The organism is Marinobacterium sedimentorum (assembly GCF_024267675.1).
Taxonomy (GTDB): Bacteria; Pseudomonadota; Gammaproteobacteria; order Pseudomonadales; family Balneatricaceae; genus Marinobacterium_A; species Marinobacterium_A sedimentorum.
Genome location: NZ_JALDYX010000002.1, coordinates 85,975 through 107,455, shown reverse-complemented (window position 1 = coordinate 107,455; position 21,481 = coordinate 85,975). Strand labels below are relative to the sequence as shown.

The 21,481-nt window shown below is 57.2% G+C and carries 17 protein-coding genes; 12 read left to right on the top strand and 5 right to left on the bottom strand.

Annotated elements, in window-relative coordinates:
* Positions 1–81: 81 nt before the first annotated feature.
* Entirely contained in the window at positions 82–1,524 is a 1,443-nt protein-coding gene (gene modF, locus MRS74_RS02890) for a molybdate ABC transporter ATP-binding protein ModF (RefSeq protein WP_254578765.1), read from the top strand.
* Between the two features lie 59 nt (positions 1,525–1,583).
* On the opposite strand, the gene MRS74_RS02885 is transcribed toward modF, so the two are convergent.
* Positions 1,584–2,825, bottom strand: coding sequence for a DEAD/DEAH box helicase (locus MRS74_RS02885; RefSeq protein WP_254578764.1), 1,242 nt, complete (start codon positions 2,823–2,825; stop codon positions 1,584–1,586).
* Positions 2,826–4,302: 1,477 nt separating this feature from the next.
* Here MRS74_RS02885 and MRS74_RS02880 point away from each other — a divergent pair.
* The 4 genes from MRS74_RS02880 to MRS74_RS02865 all read left to right on the top strand — a co-directional run bounded on the left by MRS74_RS02880 (position 4,303) and on the right by MRS74_RS02865 (position 8,152).
* The gene (locus MRS74_RS02880; protein WP_254578763.1) at positions 4,303–4,686 is read left to right on the top strand and encodes a VOC family protein; all 384 of its coding nucleotides are present in this window, start codon (positions 4,303–4,305) and stop codon (positions 4,684–4,686) included.
* A gap of 540 nt (positions 4,687–5,226) precedes the next feature.
* Positions 5,227–5,748: a hypothetical protein gene (locus MRS74_RS02875; RefSeq protein ID WP_254578762.1), complete on the top strand. Its 522-nt coding sequence runs from the start codon at positions 5,227–5,229 to the stop codon at positions 5,746–5,748.
* Between the two features lie 638 nt (positions 5,749–6,386).
* Positions 6,387–7,589, top strand: coding sequence for a tetratricopeptide repeat protein (locus tag MRS74_RS02870; RefSeq protein WP_254578761.1), 1,203 nt, complete (start codon positions 6,387–6,389; stop codon positions 7,587–7,589).
* 176 nt (positions 7,590–7,765) lie between these two features.
* Positions 7,766–8,152 carry a GFA family protein gene (locus MRS74_RS02865; protein WP_254579048.1) on the top strand — a complete coding sequence of 129 codons (387 nt, stop codon included), beginning with the start codon at positions 7,766–7,768 and terminating at the stop codon, positions 8,150–8,152.
* Between the two features lie 484 nt (positions 8,153–8,636).
* Here the strand turns inward: MRS74_RS02865 and MRS74_RS02860 are convergent, their stop codons facing one another.
* The 3 genes from MRS74_RS02860 to MRS74_RS02850 all read right to left on the bottom strand — a co-directional run bounded on the left by MRS74_RS02860 (position 8,637) and on the right by MRS74_RS02850 (position 11,655).
* Positions 8,637–9,569, bottom strand: coding sequence for a sugar ABC transporter substrate-binding protein (locus MRS74_RS02860; protein WP_254578760.1), 933 nt, complete (start codon positions 9,567–9,569; stop codon positions 8,637–8,639).
* 220 nt (positions 9,570–9,789) lie between these two features.
* Positions 9,790–10,806 carry a Gfo/Idh/MocA family oxidoreductase gene (locus MRS74_RS02855; RefSeq protein ID WP_254578759.1) on the bottom strand — a complete coding sequence of 339 codons (1,017 nt, stop codon included), beginning with the start codon at positions 10,804–10,806 and terminating at the stop codon, positions 9,790–9,792.
* A gap of 33 nt (positions 10,807–10,839) precedes the next feature.
* Entirely contained in the window at positions 10,840–11,655 is an 816-nt protein-coding gene (locus MRS74_RS02850; protein WP_254578758.1) for a TIM barrel protein, read from the bottom strand.
* A gap of 778 nt (positions 11,656–12,433) precedes the next feature.
* Between MRS74_RS02850 and MRS74_RS02845 the strand changes: the two genes are divergently transcribed.
* The 3 genes from MRS74_RS02845 to MRS74_RS02835 all read left to right on the top strand — a co-directional run bounded on the left by MRS74_RS02845 (position 12,434) and on the right by MRS74_RS02835 (position 16,206).
* Positions 12,434–13,486: a LacI family DNA-binding transcriptional regulator gene (locus MRS74_RS02845; RefSeq protein WP_254578757.1), complete on the top strand. Its 1,053-nt coding sequence runs from the start codon at positions 12,434–12,436 to the stop codon at positions 13,484–13,486.
* 263 nt (positions 13,487–13,749) lie between these two features.
* Positions 13,750–14,655 (top strand): dienelactone hydrolase family protein, encoded by a 906-nt coding sequence (locus MRS74_RS02840; protein ID WP_254578756.1) that lies wholly within the window; start codon positions 13,750–13,752, stop codon positions 14,653–14,655.
* Between the two features lie 408 nt (positions 14,656–15,063).
* Entirely contained in the window at positions 15,064–16,206 is a 1,143-nt protein-coding gene (locus MRS74_RS02835) for a sterol desaturase family protein (RefSeq protein ID WP_254578755.1), read from the top strand.
* Between the two features lie 8 nt (positions 16,207–16,214).
* On the opposite strand, the gene MRS74_RS02830 is transcribed toward MRS74_RS02835, so the two are convergent.
* Positions 16,215–16,700, bottom strand: a complete 486-nt coding sequence (locus tag MRS74_RS02830) for a group I truncated hemoglobin (protein WP_254578754.1) — start codon at positions 16,698–16,700, stop codon at positions 16,215–16,217.
* Between the two features lie 351 nt (positions 16,701–17,051).
* On the opposite strand from MRS74_RS02830, the gene MRS74_RS02825 reads away from it, so the two are divergent.
* The 4 genes from MRS74_RS02825 to MRS74_RS02810 all read left to right on the top strand — a co-directional run bounded on the left by MRS74_RS02825 (position 17,052) and on the right by MRS74_RS02810 (position 21,379).
* The gene (locus MRS74_RS02825) at positions 17,052–17,387 is read left to right on the top strand and encodes a putative quinol monooxygenase (RefSeq protein WP_254578753.1); all 336 of its coding nucleotides are present in this window, start codon (positions 17,052–17,054) and stop codon (positions 17,385–17,387) included.
* A gap of 389 nt (positions 17,388–17,776) precedes the next feature.
* The gene (locus tag MRS74_RS02820) at positions 17,777–18,817 is read left to right on the top strand and encodes a sensor domain-containing diguanylate cyclase (protein ID WP_254578752.1); all 1,041 of its coding nucleotides are present in this window, start codon (positions 17,777–17,779) and stop codon (positions 18,815–18,817) included.
* A 193-nt stretch (positions 18,818–19,010) separates the two neighbouring features.
* Positions 19,011–20,690 carry a sensor histidine kinase gene (locus MRS74_RS02815; protein ID WP_254578751.1) on the top strand — a complete coding sequence of 560 codons (1,680 nt, stop codon included), beginning with the start codon at positions 19,011–19,013 and terminating at the stop codon, positions 20,688–20,690.
* A complete protein-coding gene (locus tag MRS74_RS02810) occupies positions 20,687–21,379 on the top strand; it encodes a response regulator (RefSeq protein WP_254578750.1) in 693 nt (230 codons plus the stop codon). The genes MRS74_RS02815 and MRS74_RS02810 overlap by 4 nt, the downstream gene beginning before the upstream one ends.
* The last annotated feature ends 102 nt before the right edge of the window (positions 21,380–21,481 follow it).

Genomic DNA, 21,481 nt, shown 5'->3' with positions numbered 1-21,481 from the left:
TTTGAACGCGATTTTTTAAACTGCTTTTTGAAGACGCCCTTCAAAGGCGTCTGACAAACAACCCTGGCTGGATTCTCTCCCATGACTACTCGCCGCCCTATTCGCCTGGAAGCGCTTACGATTCAGTTTGATGAGCGCTTTCAGCTAAACAACATCAACTGGCAGATTGAACCCGATCAGCACTGGGTCATTACCGGCACCAACGGCGCCGGCAAGTCCGCCCTGGCCGCCGTGCTGGCAGGCGCCGGTGAGCTGGTCTCGGGCAGCCTCAGTGGCCTGCCGGCGCGGGTCGGCGTGGTATCTTTCGAGGCCCAGGCCGAGCTGATCGAGGCCGAACGCAAAAAGGATGACGCCGATATCCTCGATGTCATCTCCGAAGGCACCCCGGTGCATGAAATGCTGTTCAAGGATTGCGCTGATCCCGCGACCGCCCGTGACCTGGTGGCCCGCTTCAAGCTTGAGTACCTGCTGGATCGCGCCTTCCGAAAGCTTTCCACCGGGGAATCGCGCAAGGTCATGCTGATTCGGGCGCTCGCCAGCAAGCCCGACCTGCTGGTGCTGGACGAACCCTTCGATGGCCTGGATGCCGACACCCTGGCGATGCTGCAGCAGTATCTGGCCACGCTGATCGAGACAGTCCCCATGGTGCTGGTGCTGAACCGCTTTGATGAATTCCCCGACTTCATCACCGACATCGCCTACGTTAACCAGGGCGAGCTGCAGCTGCAGGTGAAGCGTGATGACCCCAGGGCCTATGCCGAGCTCTACCAGCTGCTGCACCTCAAGACCACCCAGCTGGCGGTGCCGCCCGCGGACCCTGAAACCGCCATCCCGGCGCTGGACCCACAGCAGCCGCTGGTGCGTCTCAAGGACGTGGGCATCAAGTACGATGACAAGGCGCTGTTCAGCGATCTTGACTGGACCATAAACCCCAACCAGCACTGGCAGCTCAGTGGCCCCAACGGCAGCGGCAAGACCGGGCTGCTGTCGCTGATTACCGGCGACCACCCCCAGTGCTACGTCAACGATATCTTTGTGTTCGGCTTCCAGCGCGGCAGCGGCGAGAGCATCTGGCAGATCAAGCAGTTTATCGGCTATGTCTCCAGTGCGCTGCAGTGGGAATACCGGGTGGGTACCAGCCTGCGCAATGTCATTATCTCCGGTTTTTACGACAGCATCGGCCTGTACAGCAAGTACAGCGACCGCCAGCGCCAGATTGCCGATCAGTGGCTGGCACTGCTGGGCATGAGCCACCGGGCCGACCAGCCGTTCAACAAGCTGTCCTACGGCGACCAGCGCCTGCTGCTGATCGCCCGCGCCATGGTGAAGCACCCACCGCTGCTGATTCTGGACGAGCCCTGCCTGGGGCTGGACGACATGAACCGCCAGCTGGTGCTGGCCCTGATCGAGAAGATCTGCGCCGGCAGTGAAACCGCAGTGGTTTATGTGAACCACCATCCGGAAGACCGGATCGAGGGGATCGACAACTACCTGGCGCTGAACACGCCCGCACCGACCCAATAAGACTGAGTGCCCGGGCCAGGCCCGGGCACTCTCCCCTGCTGAGCTCAATCCAACGACGATCAGCGGCGACGGCGATCCGGTTTCTTGCCCAGGGCCCGTTCCCGTGCACGTTTATTCTGGGTGCCCTTGCTGAGGTTGCGGGTATTGCGCACCTCTTTCGTCAGGTCCGGCTCATAGCCTGGCAACCATTGCTGCATCAGACGCTCATCGAGGATGACCTCGATCTGTTCCAGCAGGTAGTTTTCCGCCGGGCTCAGCAGCGAGATCGCCATGCCGGAGCCGCCCGCACGGCCGGTACGGCCGATACGGTGGATATAGTCCTCGCCGTTATAGGGCAACTCATGGTTGATCACATACTGCAGCTGATCGATGTCCAGCCCCCGCGCCGCCACATCGGTGGCCACCAGTACCCGGGTGTCCCCCGCCCTGAAGGCTTCCAGCGCCCGTTCCCGCGCGCCCTGGGATTTGTCGCCGTGGATCGACTGGGTTTTGAGGCCGTCCTTGCACATTTCGCTGGCAAGCTCGTCGGCCCCCTGCTTGGTACGGGTGAACACCAGCACCTGATGCCAGTTCTTGCTGCCGATCAGGTAGGAAATCAGCTCACGCTTGCGATCGGCATCGACGGCGTACACCACCTGCTCAACCTTGCGGGCAACAGTATTGCGGGCATCCACCTCAATCAGGGTGGGATCGGTCAGCAGGCTTTTGCTCAGTGCAAATATCTCAGGCCCAAAGGTGGCGGAGAACAGCAGCGTCTGCCGCGCAGCGGGAATGGGTTTGATAATACGGCGCACTTCGTCGATAAAACCCATATCCAGCATGCGATCCGCCTCATCGAATACCAGGTGCCGCACCTGGCCCAGGTCCGCCGCCCCGCGACTCACCAGATCCAGCAGACGCCCGGGCGTGGCCACCAGAATATCCACGCCGCTGGCGAGCGCCGCCATCTGGGTGTTAACACTGGCACCGCCGTACACCAGCGCCGTCTGCAGCGAACTCTGGCTGCCATAGGCCACAAAGCTCCTGTACACCTGCTGGGCCAGCTCCCGCGTAGGCGTAAGCACCAGCGCCCGGATGACAGGCTTGGGGGATTCTAAAACAGGCGCTTCGCTCAGCAGTTGCAGAATCGGCAGCGCAAAGGCGGCGGTTTTGCCAGTGCCGGTCTGGGCGCCGGCCATCAGGTCCTTCCCGGCAAGAATGGCCGGAATGGTGGCCGCCTGAATCGGTGTGGGTTCGGTGTAGCCCTGTGCGGTGACGGCATCGATCAGTGACTGATTAAGACCGGTGGTGGAAAATCCCATGGTGTTGTCTGGCTCTGCTGGTCTGGGTGGTGGGCGGGTATTATACCTGTTGTTGAGAGTTGTTCGGGTGGGATGGATACGCTAACTGTCGGTGGGTCGCTGATGGGAGTTAAAGCTTGGTAGCTCAGCCTGAAAAGCACAGGCACATGGGTAACAGGGCGGTTCAATGACATGGGGGACAGTTTGCTGCACCTTAGGCATCAATGAAGGCGGTCTGTACCCTTCGAAAAACTCGGCATTTCAACGAGCTGCGGTGACTTTCTGACAATCCCTGTTACGACCTCCTGGTCGTGTCACTTTCTTTGCACGCGCAAAGAAAGTAACCAAGGCTTTTTACCTTCAAGAATACGCCCCGAAGAAGCCTTCCCGCTGCGCGCTGAGGTCATTAAACGGGCTCCGCTGACGGTACATCCATGTACCGCATCGGAGGCGCAACAGTCCCTGTTGCACCCCTTCGGGCCGGATCGTCGAATGACCTCAGTGCTCGCCGGCTTCATAAGGGGGATCGGAGCCGTTCTGATATCCCTGATGTTATACCGCTCTGCAGGATTGAAAGTGTACGCAGATGCTTTTCTCGTTTGCTTTTTTTGCCCCTTTCCACTTTCAACTTGTACCTGTTCTAGGGCATCATGACCCCGGCATCAACGGAGTACTGGTGCGATGTTTTAATCATCAATCAAGCACAATCGTCAGCTGAGCAACGGACGCCAGGCTGGGTGAACCATATCCCCCACTCTCAATTCCTCTGTTTTCCTGGCCCTGCCTGCGCTACACCGCAGGACTGTATTCCGACACCGGGCGGGCGGTAGCGTGGTTTCCGGCGCGTTGGGCAGAGCTGGCAAAAGAGCTGGCTGTACCAATATGATCTGAACGGCTCATTCAACCTTGCATTGTGCCTGGTTTTGACGAAAATTCATCAGAAAATACTGGCCACAGGAAAAACGGCCTTCAAGGATAGAATACAATTCTACAGGAAGAAAAATGGAACCCTTAAGCCTTAGAGCAAAATTCAAGGATGCATTGAAAATTGCCATAAAAAATACTTTGCTACCATTTCTATTAGGGATTTGACTGACTGCTTATAGAGGCAACATCCACTCAGATAGCATTGCGTTTATATCTCTACTGCTGACTGGAATACTAGCTTTTTTAGCTTTAATTCTGTGGTCCATACCTTGTCTAGAATTAACTAGAGATGGTATTAACTTTAAAAACTGGCGAGGTAGAGATGAGTTCTGCGGTTGGAGTAACGATCTAACCTTAGTGCGAACAAGACAGGGAGGCTATCTAGCCTATTTGTTAAAAAACTCACGTCAAAATAAAACTTATAAAGTTCCAAGCGTTTTATTCATATACCCCGACGTTCAGAATTTTATAAATACGTATGCACCAAGATCTCATGTTTTCAGGAGCCATCTTAGTGTTTCCTCCGATCCTTACTTACAGTGATTATCCATACCCGTTAAGGGAGTCGTAAATGTTTAAAGTAAAAGCAACCCAGCACGTTTTGGCGGTCAATGATCTTGAGAAAACCGAGAGTTATTTTCTCGACAAGCTCGGGTTTGCGGTCCGCTTCCGGGTGGAGGGCTGGTCCTTCCTTAGCCTTGGCAGCTTCCATGTGATGCTGGGGCACTGTCCCGACGAAGTACCGGCCCGCGATACGCATAACCATTCGTACTTTGCCTATGTGAATTGCGAAGGTATTGATGAGATCTATCGTGACTACCAGCAGCGCGGCGTCGAAATCTGCCAGGCCATATCCGATCAGCCCTGGGGCATACGGGAATTTGGCCTTGCCACACCAGAGGGCCACCGAATAATGTTCGGCGAAGACATTAAACCGTCAGGTAGCGCAGGATAAACACCGGTAGCCTGAAACGTGCAGACAGTTAGGCGCAGTGTGCAGATACCCTAAAGGGCACCTTGGCCTTAGTCGTTGCTAAACACCGCAACACCGCAACACCGCAACACCGCAACACCGCAGATGCATGCTTTCCCGCCGCCCTTCGAGCGTCCAGCGACTCATGGGGAGCTGTTCACAGATCCCTCGTCTGTACACCTCAAGGCGGACGCACAGAAAGAGGCTGGCGACGCGAGGTACGTTTCTTGGACCAGAACGGGCGGTATTTGTTGAATGTTACCTGGATTGTCAGAATATTTTACAGACGCAGCCCTGCTGAACTTCGAATCCAGCTAATCCCAATGTGTTTTCAATAGTTTATTATTATGGCGTAGTTGTTGCTCAATATTAGCCCGGGTTCTGAGATACACGTTCTCTCATGAATGGCATGATGAATATTGCTCGTTTAGGAGAAAAATTTGACAAGGCCAGCCAGAGTGGCCAGATAACTGCCGCTTCGTTCTGGTTTTCAGGCCCCTCCGGCGGCGATAGGGGAAGAAAATGAATGATAAACATAATTTTACGTTTTTCGGTGCTGTTTTGCTGAGTTTCGGGTTAACCATTCCGGTGTTGGCCATCGGAGACTGCTTTCCCATAAAAGGGAAGATTGTCAATAATGCGCTTGGTCCCGGGAGCACACTTGGAGTAGTACATGCCAGTTTCCGCGGAAATAAATTCAAGTGCGGGTTGAGGGGAGACGGAAAAAATCAGGATCCTAACGACCCTAACGATATCGGGCCTCTGAACTTTAATCACACTCTCGTATGCGACGACGACGCAGGCGGTAACCTCCCAGTACATTCACAATTGGTATTTGACACGAGCGGCTACCCAACAGCTGCACCAGTAGATTGCGGGTTTGGTAATCTTCAGAGCTTCCCTTTTATTGAAGAGTCGCAGCCCGTACCTGGAACCGGAACTGGTCAATTTTATGGGATAACGGACGGTTCCATAACCATACAGGGAACCTTGTTCTGCAGTCTGGCAATTGACATGAATTTTTCTGGAGAACTGTGTTTCTAGAACGATGTTAGCCCGATTATTGCCGCATAAACAAGAAGGGCGACAGCAGCCTGCCGGATTTAACACTGATCTACTGTGGAAAAGCCCCTCTCTTTCAAAAAGAGTGGTCATTGTGTGTGCTTTTTAATAGAACCACTATTCACAAGCTAAATCCCTGTAGCTTGCCCGGTGGGCAGCTTACGCTGTGTAAATCGGCTATCCTGCCGATTTTTCGCCTCAAAAGAGCTAAAAATTGCCTCATTCAACCCTCGGGGCGATTGAACGTGCAAACCCCGAAAGGGTGAAGCACATGGATGTGCTGAACAAAACGGACTTTCCCTCGCTACAACCCGTCAAGCCCGACAGGCTGCTAGCACGGGGATTGGGGTGCCCCCCGCTTAGGCTATCCGCATCTATACTGAACCGCGATCCACAATCCGCTCGACACGCCGCTGCTCGTGCTGCATGCCTACGCGGGAGATCTTCTGGGACCCCGAGACCCACAAGGAGATTCCGTTCGACTGGGCCAAGGTAAGCTCCAGGTAGCTGCGTTCGAAACAGCCGCGACGGTATTGGGCGCCGCTGGCCGGCCCCACCCGCGTGACCCCGTCACCCTGGCGCCACCTGGGTGTATTAACTGCCTTATTGGGACGCTCACCATGCTTGAAACACGCACCGGCAATAAGTTATCCGTTAGTTCCCCAGAAGCTGCCAACCTGTACCAGAACGCCGTCGACCTGATCCTGGGATCGGAATCCGGCGCTGCACAAGCCCTGGACCGGGCACTCGAGCTCGAACCTGAGTTCGCGTTGGCAGCAGCGGCGCGTTACTACGTGGCAAAAGATGTTGGCGAACCCGGGGCACAAGCCTACCGGGCGCTTGCAGAAGGCGCATCCCTGGGCGCATCCGACTGGGAACGGGAACATGTCGATGTGCTGATCGGCATCATCGACCAGCCCGGCGCTACCCTGGAAAAGACAAGGGCGTACATCGAAACCACGCCTGCCGATTTGCTGGTCGTTTCCCAGATGGCGGGTTACCTGCTGTTCTACGGCGGACCTAAAAAGCTGGATGCGGTACTGAATGTTTTCGAGTCCGTTCAAGAGGCCCTGGGCAACGACTGGGCATTCCTGGCCCGGCTTGGATTTGCGGCCAGTGAAGCAGGACAACGCACCCGTGGCCGCGAGCTGCTCGAACGAGCGCTGGATCTTAGGCCCCAGGCGCTCTATTCCATTCACGGTTTAGCGCATTTGCTGCACGATGAGGGTGCCGCTGAAGAATCGGTAAAGGTGCTGGAGGACTGGCTCAAGGTACATGAGGCAGGTGCCCGGGAAGGACAAATGTATGGGCACGTGCAGTGGCACCTGGCCCTGGCCGAATGGCAAGTAGGCGACCGCGAAGCCGCGATGCAACGTTACCTGGCATTTTGCGCACCCAAGACCACCACCTGCGGCCCGATTCTCACGCTTGCCGATTGTGGCGGTTTCCTGCTCAGGGATTACCTGCAAAGTGGCCAGGCGAGTCCTTTGCGAACTGATGTGCTCGAGCATATCGAACGCGTCTGGGGGATGATGGGCCATCCTTTCATCGCGCTGCACCTGGCTGGCCTGTACGCGAGCGCCGGGGATCTGGGCGGGCTTAAACGTTGTGAAGACACCCTTTCCAGCAAAGCTGCCGGGGTGAATCGCGATCTATCGCTTGCGCTGGTGTCCGCATTGAGTGACTTCGTGACCGGCGACTATTCGCGCGCCGCGCAGACCCTTGCAGCACTGCCCCCCAGTGCGCGTATCGGTATTGGCGGCAGCAATGTCGAGCGAATACTTGTCGACTTGCTTGAAACCCGTTGCCTCGCGCAACAATAAAAACGGGCAGCTTAGGGAATTAGCTGCCAGGCACTTTTCATCGTAGCCTTTAAAGCGTTAACGTTGCGCTCGCCGGGATACGCCAACGCCTGTTATTCTGCTTAAGGGTCAGGCAATTTTTCGGTCAGACATAAAAACATGGCTTCTTTATAAGCCATTCAGATATCGAGGTGGAAATGATCACGGGTAGCTGCCTTTGTGGAAAGGTCAAATACGCAATTTCAGGCCAGGTTGGCGATATTGTCCACTGTCACTGCAAAACCTGCCGGAAGGCGCATGGCTCGGCCTTTTCAAGTGTTGCTGCGGTAAACGATAACGACTTTACAGTATCGGGCAGTGATAACCTGAGCTCGTTCGAATCATCAGAAGGCAAAAGGCGCTACTTCTGCTCGAACTGTGGCACACAAGTATACGCCAAGAGAGCCAACACCCAGCATGTCATCTTGCGTCTGGGGTCTTTGGACGATGATCCACAATCCAGCGAAAAGAGCCATATATGGGTTTCAGAAAAAGCCAGCTGGTACTCAATCAATAGCCAACTACCAGAACACTCCGAATTTTAATAAATGGCGCTATCTTCGATAGACATGAGGGCACCTCGATAGACCGTAACGAGCAGGCTTAGAGGCAAGGCGCACGGCGCACAGGAACCGCAGTGTATGGGGTATACATGAGGATTCCGAGCACCGCGCAACGCAGCCTATGAGTCGCGCAGTAGGTTTTTCGAGGTGCCCATGAGTCCGCATCGCAGCCGCTGTTCGCCCGCAGACCGGGCACCTAGGGTTTCCCCGCCTGCCTGCCCCAAAGAATCATCAGAACGGCCTTTTCTCCTGCTTCATCATTGGCCGCAGGCCAATGCGAACCCCACAAAAACCAGCACGTCCACGCACTTGCGCCTGTTTTTGTGGGGTGACTGGCAAATAGGAAGGGAGCCTATTTGCCAGCCAGGTTAATAGTACCGCCGACCAGCAGGTTAAGACGCCCAAAAAAGGGGCCGCCGTAGATAATCCTCGGCGGCCCCTTTTTATTGCGAAAACAACCGCCGGATCAGTTCTTGTTCAGGAACTCCTGGTAGTTCGCAGTGGTGACCAGTTGAAACGGTACCCAAACCTTTTGATCGACACTTTCGCCTTTGGCAAGCCGAATGGCCGCTTCTACCGCGCCCCGTCCCTGAGCTCCTGCGTCCTGAAACACCGTCACATCAAGATCGCCTGCGGTCATGGCCGCCAGGGCATCGGCGGTGGCATCGACACCGGCAACAACCACATCTTCCATCTTGATACCTGAAGCTTTCATGGCCTGAATGGCACCGATGGCCATCTCATCGTTGTTGGCAATGACGGCATCGAATTCGATACCTGCAGACAGCCAGTTTGTCATGATGTCATTACCCTTGAAGCGCTGCCACTCTCCGGACTCCTCGGCGACCACCTCCATGCCGGAACATTCCGGGGTAGCGATCACGTCGTGAATATCCTTGGTCCGCTGAATACCGGTCTGATCGGTCAGAGCACCCATCAGTACCAGCACTTTGCCTTTACCGCCAAGAATTCGGCACACTTCCTGAGTCTGCAGGGTCCCGGAATCGACTTCGTTGGAGGCAACAAATGCCTGGTTGTCCGGCAGCATATCAACATTGATCGGCTGGCGGTTTACATACACCAGCGGAATATTGGCCGCTTCGGCGGCATCGCTGATGGAAACGGTGGCATCGGTGTCGACCGGACTGATTACGATCGCATCCACACCCGATGCGATAAAGTTCTGAATCTGATTGAACTGGGTACCGACCTCATTTTTACCGTCTTCAATCTGTGCGGACACACCCACTTCCTTTGCATACTTTTCCATGCCGGTGCGTAGCAGCGTAAGGAAATTGTCGTCATAGGTCGCCATGGCAATACCAATCTTCAGATCCTGTGCGGCTACCGAACCTGAAACTGCCAGCATCACGCAAGCGGCTGAAAGTAATTTTTTCATTTTATTTTTCTCCTGGTTTTTAAATATTAACCCGGCGGTTAATACTGAAGCAGGGATGCTTCATCACTGGCCGCAGGCCGGTGCGAACGCCAGAAAAACCAGCATGTCCGCGCGCCTGCGCCCGTTTTTGTGGCGTGACGGACAAATATGTAGGGAACCTATTTGTCCGCCAGGCTAAAAGAAGAGCTCTTGAACAAGCTCTTCCGTGTTGCAACTACATTTAAATAAGGCGCACAGGGCCCTTGTCTTTGATGGACTGAATGCATGCCAGGGCAATTTCCAGTGCAGCCCGCGCGTCTTCGCCGGTCGGCCCGCTGGTCTCGCCGCTGCCCACGGATTTGATAAAGGCGGCGAACTGAGCCCTGTAGGCGCCGACAAAATGATGGGCATCCAGGCGCCAGGTGTCGTTGGAAACACCCTGGGCACCGAACAGTGTCATGCTGGAACGCCTAACATCGCCCATGGTAATCATGCCCGCCGAGCCGAACACCTCGCCTCGTACATCATAGCCATAGAGCGCACTGAAGTTTGCCTCGGCCACAGCCATGGCACCGTTGTCAAAACGGATGGTGACAACCGCTGTATCCAGATGCCCGGCATCCTTGAAGTCTGGGCGGATAAGCGCATCGGCGATGGCGTAGACTTCAACCGGCTTGGCGCCCGCGTTGAGCCACAGCAGAGTATCGAAGTCGTGAATCAGGGTTTCAAAGAAGATGGTCCACTGCGGCGTCTTCGCAGGGTCTCCCTTGTAGGGGCCCGGATCGCGGGTCAGCGAGCGCAGCAGTTGCGGTGTACCGACCTGGCCATTAAGGATGGCTGTATGTCCTTCGGCAAAGGCCTGATCCCAGCGCCGGTTAAAGCCCACCTGCAACACAACCTTGGCCTCTTTGGCTGCGGCAATGGCACGGTCCGCCTCTTCGACGGTAAGGGCCATCGGCTTCTCGCAGAAGATGGCTTTGCCTGCCTTGGCCGCGGCTTCTACGATGCCGGCATGAAAGCGCGCCGGTGTGGCGATGATTACGGCATCGATGTCGGGGTTGGCGAGCAGCTCCATGGGGTCGGTCGTGGCGATCGGGCACCCCAGTTTTTGCGCGAGCTTTTCAGCTGCACCGGGCACCGGATCGGCAATGGCCGCAAGATTCGCATCCACCAGACGCAGGGCAATCGTCTCAGCGTGAAAGGATCCGATACGTCCGGCACCAATCAGGCCGACGTTGACAGGTTTATTGAGGGACATGGTGTTTCCTCTGAGCATGGGTTGTTATTGGGTTTAAACAGCAAAGGGATAGGTAAAGGCTTTGCGGAAGCGGTCGAGGGCGAGTTCATCATCGCCGCTGGCCCATCCTTCCAAACCGATATTGCCGCGGTATCCAACGTCATACAGTGCCTGGGCGATGGCCGGATAATTGATTTCACCGGTGCCGGGCTCGCAGCGTCCGGGCACATCGGCAACCTGGATCTCCCCGATATAGGGCGCGCTTCTGCGGATCAGTTCGATCAGGTTCCCCTCACCAATCTGGGCGTGATAGATATCCAGCATCATCCGCAGGCCCGGACGATTGACGCCGGCCACCAGGTCCAGCGTGTCCTGTGCCCTGGCAAAGGGAACGCCCGGGTGATCCACTTCGGTATTCAGGTTCTCGAGAACGAAGGTCACGCCATGCTTTTCGCCGAGATCGGCGAGGCGATTCAGTGTCTGGTAGGCTTTGATCCACATGGCGCCGGTCGTCGCATGGGCCGGTTTTACGGGCAAGCCGCGATTATCCAGACCGGTGCCATGGAGATTCAGGCGGGGAATGCCCAGATCCCTGGCAACCGGAATTGACTGTTCGGCCGTGCGCAGGAGTTCATCGGCCCCTTCGTCATCCGCCAGAGTGCCGGTGACATAACCGGTCATGGACGAAAAGGTGGCACCGGTATTGGCCAGCGCCTTGATATCGTGTTTGGTCCAGTCCCAGATTTCGACCTGAAAACCGAGTTCATCGATTCTCTTTATCCGCTCGATAACAGAGAGATCCAGAAATACCATTTCAGAACAAATGGCCAGCGTAAAAGGCTGGTTGGTATTAGGGGCAGTGGTGGTCATTTATTTTCTCCAAAGACCTTATTTATATTTTTAAAAACCAAGCATCCACACGAGATTAGAAATCTTCTGGTTCAGCAATCCTGTTTCAGGCGCTTTGCGGATAACTTTTTTACCGTTCACGACTCAATAGATCGGCCCCTCTACAGGCGATGAAATCAGCGTTGCACAACTCTGCAACCGGGTGCAGATTGGGCTCAATATGCACCCGGTTGCAGATCGATGTCAACAGGGTATTGAAGATTTTCCAAGGTCCCGACGACAGGCAGGCTGATCGCCTGATGGCCCTGCAGCATCCGCCACCTGGCGGACAAACCGCCTTGTCTGCGAGATTGTCTGTCCCACAGTAAGGCCGCACCAACACCAACCGGCGGACTTTCTGAAATACTTTGGAGCCTTACAACGGGAAACCGGCGTAATGCGCAGGATGAGTTAACTCCAGCGCAGGCACTCCACGGCGTTCAGGCCGCGCCCTGGCAGCCGGTCTAGTTATCTGGTCGCCTGCTCTTGTGTACTAAGCACACAAAAAAGCCCGGGCCATTTGGCCCGGGAAAAGTCCATCGGCGAATCCATCAGTAACCGTTGTGAGTGACGGGAGCCCGTCCCTTGGCAGCCCGTCGACGGCGACAACACCTTGTGGCGTGCAGTGGCGGCTGTGCCGCAACCTGGCGAGCCAGACCTGCAACCGGGTGCAGACAGGAGCCAAAAAAACGGGTGATTCTGCACCCGATTGCAGATAAGATACTTCACTCCTTTGAATAGCGTCAAGCATTAAAAAACCATGGCCAACAAAGACAGCAAAGACAACTCACGCAAGGTAACAGCAAGCGATGTTGCAGCGCGCGCGGGCGTCTCGAAATGGACGGTGTCCCGTGCCTTCACAGCAGGCGCCTACATCTCGCCCGCCAGCATGAAGCTTGTGATGAAAGCGGCGCAAGAGCTGGGCTATCGCCCCAACCTGCTGGCCCGCAGCCTCACCAAGAAGCGTTCTGGCATTGTCGGCCTGGTGGTGGATGAGTTCAGCAACCACAATATATTGCAGGTTCTGGGTGAAGTAACCCGCCAGCTGCAACGCAAGGGTTACAGCACCATGCTGCTGAATATCAATGTCGACCACAGCTATGAGCCGGCGCTGCTGCTGGCCGATCAGTTCCAGGTGGATGGCGTGATTTTTCTGGGCGCCGTACTGCCCGATGAATTCGTGCACCTGATCAAGGAAATCCGCCATATCCCACTGATTGTCCTGTACCGGGACAGCAGCATGCCTGGCATTCATGTGGTCAATGCGGACGATTTCAGGGCCGGTGAGGAAATTGCGGAGCTTTTCCTGCACCAGGGCTATCGTCGTATGGGATACATGGCTGGTCCGCCGAGCGGTTCCACCCGTCTTGAACGCGTCGTCGGTTTTAAAGCGGCACTGGAGCGCAACGGGCTTGGTCTCGACCTGCTGCTCGAAGCCGGTGCCTACCAGCAGCAGCGGGGTTACGAGACGCTAACGGACTACCTGAAAACCACCGCGAACACGGACCGGGTTGACGCAATTTTTTGCGAAAACGACAGCCTCGCAATCGGCGCCCTGGATGCACTGCGTAACTGGGGACAGGGTGTCGAGATTGCGATTGTCGGGTTCGATGGAATTGAGCTGGCCGGCTATTCCAGCTACAACCTCACCACCTACCGGCCACCCATTGAACAACTGGCGGGCGAAGCCATTGGCAAGCTCGATAGCGGTGGTGAAGAGGAAAGCCGGTTTATTGCACCGGGACAACTGGTTTTGAGAAAGTCCCATCTCAAGGGCGGACGGCAGACCGGCAAGCCCCCGTATCACCTTTAATACAGCGAACCATACCGCCTCCCGAAAGCTGCGGCACAAAAGGACTACATCGCAAACACCCGCGCCAGCAAACAGAAAGACTCGGCAACTCCGGCGGATTGATCGCTTAGCGGCGTACAGCCGTACGACAGAGAGCCACGCGTCTGCCGTGTAATCCACCTGCATCTAAATGAATGTAAAGGTCGACGGCGTTGCAGGTGCGTGCGCCACATTCTGCTAGCCTGAATAGCGTTGTTTTCGGCTAATGACCAGGAGGTTATGTTATGCATACTCACAAGAGTAACAGCGAGCCACAGGTAATCCCGCAGGAAGCTTTTGACTGGTACGACGAATACGCCCACGGTGACATAACCCGGCGTGAATTCCTGTCGCGCCTGTCGACCCTCACGGTGCTGGGCTTCAGCATGAGTGTGCTGTCGGCGGCATTGCTGCCCAACTATGCCCTGGCCGAGCAGGTGTCTTTCAATGATGCCGATATCAAGGCGGAATATGTCACCTTCCCGTCGCCCGCAGGCTATGGCGAGGGGCGGGGCTACCTGGTCATCCCGAAATCCGTCACCACCTCGGCCCCGGTGGTTCTGGTGGTGCACGAAAACCGCGGCTTGAATCCCTATATCGAGGACGTGGCGCGGCGGCTTGCCAAGGCCGGCTTCATCGCCTTTGCCCCCGACATTCTGTACAGCCTGGGCGGCTATCCGGGTAATGATGATGAAGGCCGGGCGCTGCAAAGCTCGATGGACAAGGCCAAGATCGAACAGGATTTTATGGCCGCGGCCAGGTTCCTGAAAACGTATCCGCTGAGTAACGGCAAGCTGGGCGTGGTGGGTTTCTGTTTTGGCGGTTATGTCACCAACATGCTGGCGGCAAGTCTTCCCGAGGTGGTGGATGCCGCGGCGCCGTTCTACGGTACGCCGCCGGCCAAGGACATCCGCATGAATATCAGGGCGCCCTTGCTGGTTCATCTGGCGGAGCTGGACAAGCGCGTGAATGCGACCTGGCCCGAGTATGAAGCGGACCTCAAGGCCGGGAAAAAGCAGTACAGCATGCATATGTACAGCGGTGTAAATCACGGCTTCCATAACGACTCCACCGAACGCTACGACGAGGCGGCGGCAGAACTCGCATGGAGCCGCACCATTGAGTTTTTCGACCTGCACCTCAAGGCCTGAACACTCCGAGCGCAGTATCCCTGCAACATGCGGCCAGCAGACGCAACAGCGCCTGCTGGCCGGCCATCTGTTTACCTGTTTGCCAGTCACCCCACAACAACAGGCGCAAGTGCGTGGACGTGCTGCGCTCTTTCGAGAGAACGGGCGGGGTTCGCATTGGGCCATCTGTGCAACAGAAGGCCCAATGATGAAGCATCCCTGCTTCATGTATTACCCCGCAGGGTTAATACTCCAAAATATTAAAGCCTGCCCTCGCAGCCACCCTTGCTCCACCCCTCGCACCCGCTTAAAGAGTCCATTACTATCGCCATACGCACGGACCGGTTTTACAACTACGGCAGGTACAAGGCGCTGCGTTGAACATCAACGTGCGATAACAAAGGCTTTGGTAATAAAAAAAGGCAACGGATGAAACACGACTACTCCTACAGGGAACGGCAACAGGAGCTGGATAGCGGGCGCCAGTTTCGCCTGGGTGATGGCAAGATCAGCGGCTACTGCTCGGTGGCACTGGGCACCCTTAGCCTGCTCGCGGTACTGGCCTACCTCTATCCTGCGTATCTCACGACCATCGAACTGCGCCAGGCCTATGACGCGGCCTTTTTGCAGCAGTTTCTCAAGTACGGCATGTATTTTTCGCTCTTCTTCGGCATTCTCAGTTTTGTCCTGAACGGCTACAAGCGTCTGGGGGCGGCGGGCATAGTGCTGACCCTGATCGCCTTTGCCCTGGGCGGCTATAGCATTCCGGTGGGCCCGGTGGAACCGCGCCGGCTGTCACTGGGAGTCGACTGGCTGATTCTGGCCTTTATGGGCTCAAGCGCAATATTCATGACGCTGGAAAAACTCTTTCCCAAATACCGCAACCAGGTGGTTCTGCGTCCTGAATGGGGGCTGGATCTGCTCTACTTCTGTTTCAATCACCTGGCCATCTCCGCCATTCTGATTTACGGCAACTACCACGCCAGCCACTTCGACTGGGCCCTGAGCGAAACCGTGCAGGAGGCCATCCGCTCGGTGCCGCTGTTGCTGCAGGTAATGGTCATCATTCTGTGCGCCGATTTCGTGCTCTACTGGGAGCATCGCCTCTACCACGAAGTACAACTGCTCTGGCCCATCCATGCCGTGCACCATTCGATAGAACACCTGGACTGGCTGGCGGGCTCGCGCGGGCATTTTATCCAGGTCTTCTCCGAGCGAGCCATGGTGATGGTGCCGCTCTATCTACTGGGCGCAGATCAGGCAGCGCTGGATATCTATGTCGCCTTTGCGGCGCTGCAGGCCATTCTGATTCACTGCAACCTGGGTATTTCCTTCGGTCCGCTGAAGTACATCCTGGTCACGCCGCAGTTTCACCACTGGCACCACAGCTCGGAAAAACCCGCCATCGACACCAACTACTCGGCCCATACGGTACTGTTCGACCGCCTGTTTGGCAGCTACCATATGCCCGTCAAACACTGGCCGGCCGAATACGGCACCACGGTACGCCTGCCCAGAAGCTACATAGGGCAGCTGTTCTACCCCCTTAGCAAGCACCTGAAGAAGAAATAACGCCGGATTTATGGCCCCGACATGCTGACTGCGACGATATCCGCCTGGGTCGAGCCGACAATATCCAGCAACTCCCCGGTTTCGGTCTCGGGTACCTGATGTTTTGCCAGCACGTCCTTGAACAGCATGACCATCTGGTCCCACTCCGCTGCGGTGATGTTCAGGTGCGCGTGGGCCGTTTTCATGTCACGACCCTGGTAGCTGCAGGGCCCACCGGTTACCTCGCAGACCATCGCCGTTACCTGATACTTGAGATAGGGTGCAGGCACCACTTTGCGGCTTGCCTCCACCGCCTCGTTTGCGTTGAGCACGCTGTCCGCGACCACCACATCAATAAAGTCATTCACCACCACGGAAATGGGCGCAAGGCCGCCCAGCCGGTCAAACAGTGATGGCACTGGCGCATCGCTCTGCGCCAGGGCCCCCGGGGAGCCCGCCAGTATAAAGGCGGATAGGCAGAACGATTTCAGGTATTTCAACTCGGGATTGAACATATGAACCTCCGTCTGGTTGTCAAACAGGGTAACGCACCCGCTGTTTGCACCGGCACGCGCACCACGCCACTGCGACCAAGGGCATTTCCAAGTGTAGTAGTGGCTGCCCCCGACGACAGGCATCGGCTGCACGCCAACCCTGCCGCTCGTCGTGGTATACCCGGGCAGGAAAAATTTACCCATACGGGTACAAACCTTTATCGAATGCCTGCTGCAGTCACAGGCAGCGCTGCCGTTGATCTGATGGGCCGCGACCAACAGCGGCGCTGTCCAGCATCCCCTCCATGGGACAGGCAGCGCCCGGCTACGTATACTCCCGATTTGGTCAATCACACTACCTGGAGCCCGCCGATGTCTTCCCTCGTTTACTGTACCGCCCAGTTCAAGCCCCGCCCCGGCAAGGACGCCGAACTCTTTGCCAAATTGCAGACCCTCGAACCCAATACGCTGCGCGAAGACGGCTGTGTGCAGTACCGTGTCACCCGCCAGATCAGCAGCCCCTTCGCTGACGGCGAAAGCTACCCCATAGTGTTCCATGAAATATGGCAGGACATGAAAGCCTTCGAACAGCACTGTCAGCGCCGCGAGATCAGCGAGTTTTTCAGCCGCTACTGTGAATCGCCGAATGGCCTGGCGCAAGCCTGGAACGTCTGTGTCTATTCAGACGCCGCCGATGAGCCGGCCTGAGGGCAGACCGGAATATCTGCGGTCCGCACTTAAAAATATGCCGTAAACATGCCTGATATCGGGCGCGCTCATTTGGCTCGGCCTGGCATGGACGAGCCGTTGTCGCGCTCTATCACAAACAGGTTTTACAGCCAAAGTGCTGCTAGGATTAGCGTTACCGCGCCAGGATCACCCCCTGAGCGCACGGGCGCACGGGCCGGTTAATCCCAGGCCCTGGCAAAGCGCCTGGCATTCAGCATGCCTGTACGGGATCTGATAATGATAAAACCTAGCAGCCTGATTTTGTCACGCAGTGACCACTGCGTTGCTCCAAAGCGCACGCAACCTGCCCTGTTCTGTTATTGCCCCGCGTTACAGCTGTATTCCCTGGCAAGCCGGGTCCCTGACTGATGTATAAAACCTACCAGCACGAATCCCTCATCGAGGCCGACAGGACCCTTAATCAGCTGCTCGATGTCATTGTTGAGGGTACCTGGGACTGGCGCGCCGACACCGGCCATGTCGCACGCAACCCCGGCTGGTATCGCATGCTGGGCTATGCAACAGGCGGCTTGAAACAGGATGTTTTTACCTGGGAAAACATTATTCATCCGGATGATTATGCCCGCGTGGTCGATTACATCGAAAGCTTCATCAGCGGTGTCCGGGAAGACTATTGCATCGAATATCGCTGCAGAAAAGCCGACGATACTTACCTCTGGATACGGGATCACGCCCACATTATCAGCCGCCACCCCGATGGCAGCGCCTCCCGCATCATCGGTGCCCACGAGGACATCCATCAGTACAAGACCATTCAGGTTGAGCTGATCGAACAGAACAGACACCTGCGTGATGGCAGTATCACACTGGAGAATAGCCTGCAGCAGAAGGCACGCGAGCTGGAAGAAAAAAACCGGGAACTAGAGGCAAAAATACGCCAAATAGAATATATCTCCAATACCGATCAGCTGACCGAAATCGCCAACCGCAAGCGCTTCGTAGAGGACATCCAGCATGAAATCCGCCGCGCTCTGCGCTACAAGCACCCTCTGACCCTGGCCATTTTCGATCTGGACCTGTTCAAGAACATCAACGACAGCCACGGTCATGGAGCGGGTGACCAGGCGCTGAAAAGCACCGCCGAGCTGGTGCGCAGCAACATCCGCAGCGTGGATTGCTTTGCCCGCTGGGGCGGTGAAGAATTCACCCTGATCTTCCCCAACATGACACTGGAAAACGCAGTGCTGGCCTGCGAGAAACTGCGCAAGCTGATTCAACAGCACCGGATCGAGCCCGACCTGAGCTGCACCGCAAGCTTTGGCGTCAGCCTGTTCACGCACGGCGACTGTTTCGAAGACCTGCTGCGCCGTGCCGATGACGCTCTTTACCGCGCCAAGGCAAAGGGCCGCAACCTTGTTGAAAGTCAGGCAGAAGTATTTGTTTCCTGAACAGGTACTAGTCGGCATCGGAAACGGTGGTCTAGTACCCAAAGCTTCGGCCGGTTATCCGGTTGCGCCGCACGGGCAGGAAAATCTGACTGTGCAGCGGGAATGATCGTCACTCTGTCCCCATGCCGCCGGGCACCGGCTCTGTCATACTGATGACCCCCGACCCTGCCTTTGATGAGTGATGGATTACCTGATGGAGTCGATAGACCTACAACTGGTGGTGCCGCTGTTTCAGCAGATGAGTGTCTATCTGCTGATCGCCTATCTGTTTTCCAAGACGCCGCTGTTTCGACCACTGGCCAACCTGTCCAGCTGGCCGATTCACAAGCTGATGGTCTACGCGATCTTTTCCGGCTTCTGCATCCTGGGTACTTATTTCGGCCAGCAGACACTGGATGCCATCGCCAATACCCGGGCCATCGGCGCCATTCTCGGCGGCTTGCTGGGCGGGCCCCTGGTCGGTACCGCCGTGGGCCTCACCGGCGGCCTGCACCGCTACTCCATGGGCGGTTTTACCGATGTGGCCTGTGCCATTTCCACCACCTGGGAAGGGCTGATGGCCGGCCTGGTGCATGCCTACTGGCAGCGTCGCGGCCAGACCGAACGCATTTTCAATCCCTGGCAGGCGCTGCTGCTGGGCGTGATTGCCGAAGGCTGCCAGATGCTCATCCTGCTGGCGGTGGCCAAACCCTTTGATCAGGCACTGGATCTGGTCAAGGCCATCGCCCTGCCGATGATGCTGGCCAATGCGCTGGGCGCGGCGCTGTTCATGAGCTTTATCCGCGACGCCAAGTTCCAGCCCGACGAGCTGGCCTCGCGCATCTCCCAGCGGGCGCTGCGCATCGCAAGGCGCTGCGTCGGCCTGCTGGATAATGGCTTCAACGCCGCCTCGGCCCAGGCCATTGCCGAAGTGGTGAAGGATGAAACCGGCGTGGCGGCGGTGGCCATCACCGACCGTGACCGTATTCTGGGCTTTACCGGCATGGGCGCTGACCATCACCAGGTCGGGCGGCCTATTTCCTCGGCGATCACCCTGGAGGCCATCCGCGACAACAGGGTGGTGTTTGCCGACGGCCTGACCACGCCCTACCAGTGCTCGATCGCCACCCAGTGCGAGCTGGGCTCATCCCTGGTGGTACCGCTCAAGGGCGAGCAGGACGTGATCGGCACCATCAAGCTGTACGAGCCCAAGCGCAAGCTGTTTCGCAACCTCAACCGCAGCCTGGGCGTCGGCATCGCCGGGGTTCTGTCCAACCAGATTCTGCACAGTCAGCTGCAGGCCAGCCGCGCCCTGCTGGCGGAAGCCGAGCTGCGCGCGCTGGAAGCCAAGGTCAACCCCCACTTCCTGTTCAACAGCCTCAATACCGTTGCCGCGGTGCTGCGACGGGCGCCGCAGGAGGCGCGCGGCCTGATCCTGCACCTGGCCGCCTTTCTGCGCGGCAACCTCGACCGCAACAGCGTGACCGTGCCGCTGGCGCAGGAGTTCGCCCATGTCAGCCACTACCTGGCCATCGAGAAGGCCCGCTTTGGCGAGCGCCTCGATTTCGTCGAGGAGCTGGACGAAGCGCTGGAAGACGAGAGAGTACCGGCACTGGCCATCCAGACCCTGGTGGAGAATGCCATCAAGCACGGCATCAGCCGCGCGGAAGCCGGCGGTCAGGTACGGCTGAGCGCGCGCCTGAACGGCGATGACATCTGCGTGCGGGTGGAGGACAGCGCGGCCCAGCAACCAAAACACAGCGATGGCCTTGGGCTGAGCCTGGTGCGAGAGCGCTTTGCCGCCCTGGGGGTCTCTTGTAAACTTGCGCTCCACCACCAGCCGGGGCAGTACACCCGGGCTGAGCTGATCTGGCCAAGAGGTAGCCTGTCATGATCCGTGCCCTGATCGTGGACGATGAACCCCTCGCACGCGAGGAACTGGCGGCGCTGCTGGACGAAGCCGGCGGCGTCAAGGTGGTCGGTGAAGCGGGCAACGGCAAAGAGGCGCTGCTCAAGGCCAAGTCACTGCACCCGGATGTGATCTTTCTGGACGTTGACATGCCGGGGCTGTCGGGGGTCGATGTCAGCGGCCTGCTGTCCGACCCGCGACCGCTGCTGGTCTTTGTCACCGCGCACCAGCAATACGCGCTCGACGCCTTCAACGAAGCCGCGCTGGATTTCCTGCTCAAGCCGGTCGACCCGGAGCGCCTGGCCCGCACCCTCAAGCGCATTCGCGTGCTGGGAATCGGCGAGGCCGCGCCGCTGGAAAGGCTGGCCTGCTACCAGGGCAACAGGGTACGGCTGATCCCGCCCACCGAGATCGACTGCGCCTATGTCGACCTGACCGGTACCCAGGTTCAGGTCGGCGGTGAACAGCTGCACTGCCAGCTGCCGCTCAAGACGCTGGAAGCGCGCCTGCCGCTGATTCGCATCCACCGCCAGTACCTGGTCAATCCCGATGCCATCAAGGCCATCGCCCTGAAAGACGGCGGCGCCGAAATTGAAACCCGCCACGGCATGCTGATCCCGGTGTCGCGCCGCTACCTCAAACAGCTCCGGGACAAGTACCTGCTGCCCATCTGACCGCTCGGCGTTAACCGCTCAACCCTCGCTTTCGACCGCTCAGGCAAAAGCCGGCTGCCGCGCAGGCAACGGTTCTTTATGCTCCCCCCAAACCAACACTAC